Source organism: Pseudomonas sp. SIMBA_068, assembly GCF_046534705.1.
GTDB classification, from domain to species: domain Bacteria; phylum Pseudomonadota; class Gammaproteobacteria; order Pseudomonadales; family Pseudomonadaceae; genus Aquipseudomonas; species Aquipseudomonas putida.
Window position 1 is genome coordinate 1 of the sequence record NZ_JAWRYI010001503.1, and the last position, 240, is coordinate 240.

Sequence of the window (240 nt, forward strand, 5' to 3'; positions counted from 1 at the left end):
GGCCTCAGGAAGAGAACCAACGGAACCGTTGCGAGGGTCAGAACCCCCATCACCAGGAACACATCATTGTAGGTCATAATGAACGCCTCGCGTTGGAGGGTGCGGCTCAGGGTCGCCATAGCCGCCTCCATGCCGCCGAAGTTTTGTGCCATCCCGTCGAGATAACCCTGCAGCGAAACGCTGTTCGCGTTAAGGTTCTCTTCCATCCGTCGGCTGTGATGCCAGATCCGCTGGTCCTGG

The 240-nt window shown here is 58.8% G+C and carries 1 protein-coding gene; it reads right to left on the reverse strand.

Features of this window, described 5'->3' with window-relative positions; all coding sequences use genetic code 11:
- Positions 1-240, reverse strand: a 240-nt coding sequence (locus SB756_RS34670) for a hypothetical protein (RefSeq protein ID WP_410913834.1), incomplete at both ends; no start/stop codon positions are given.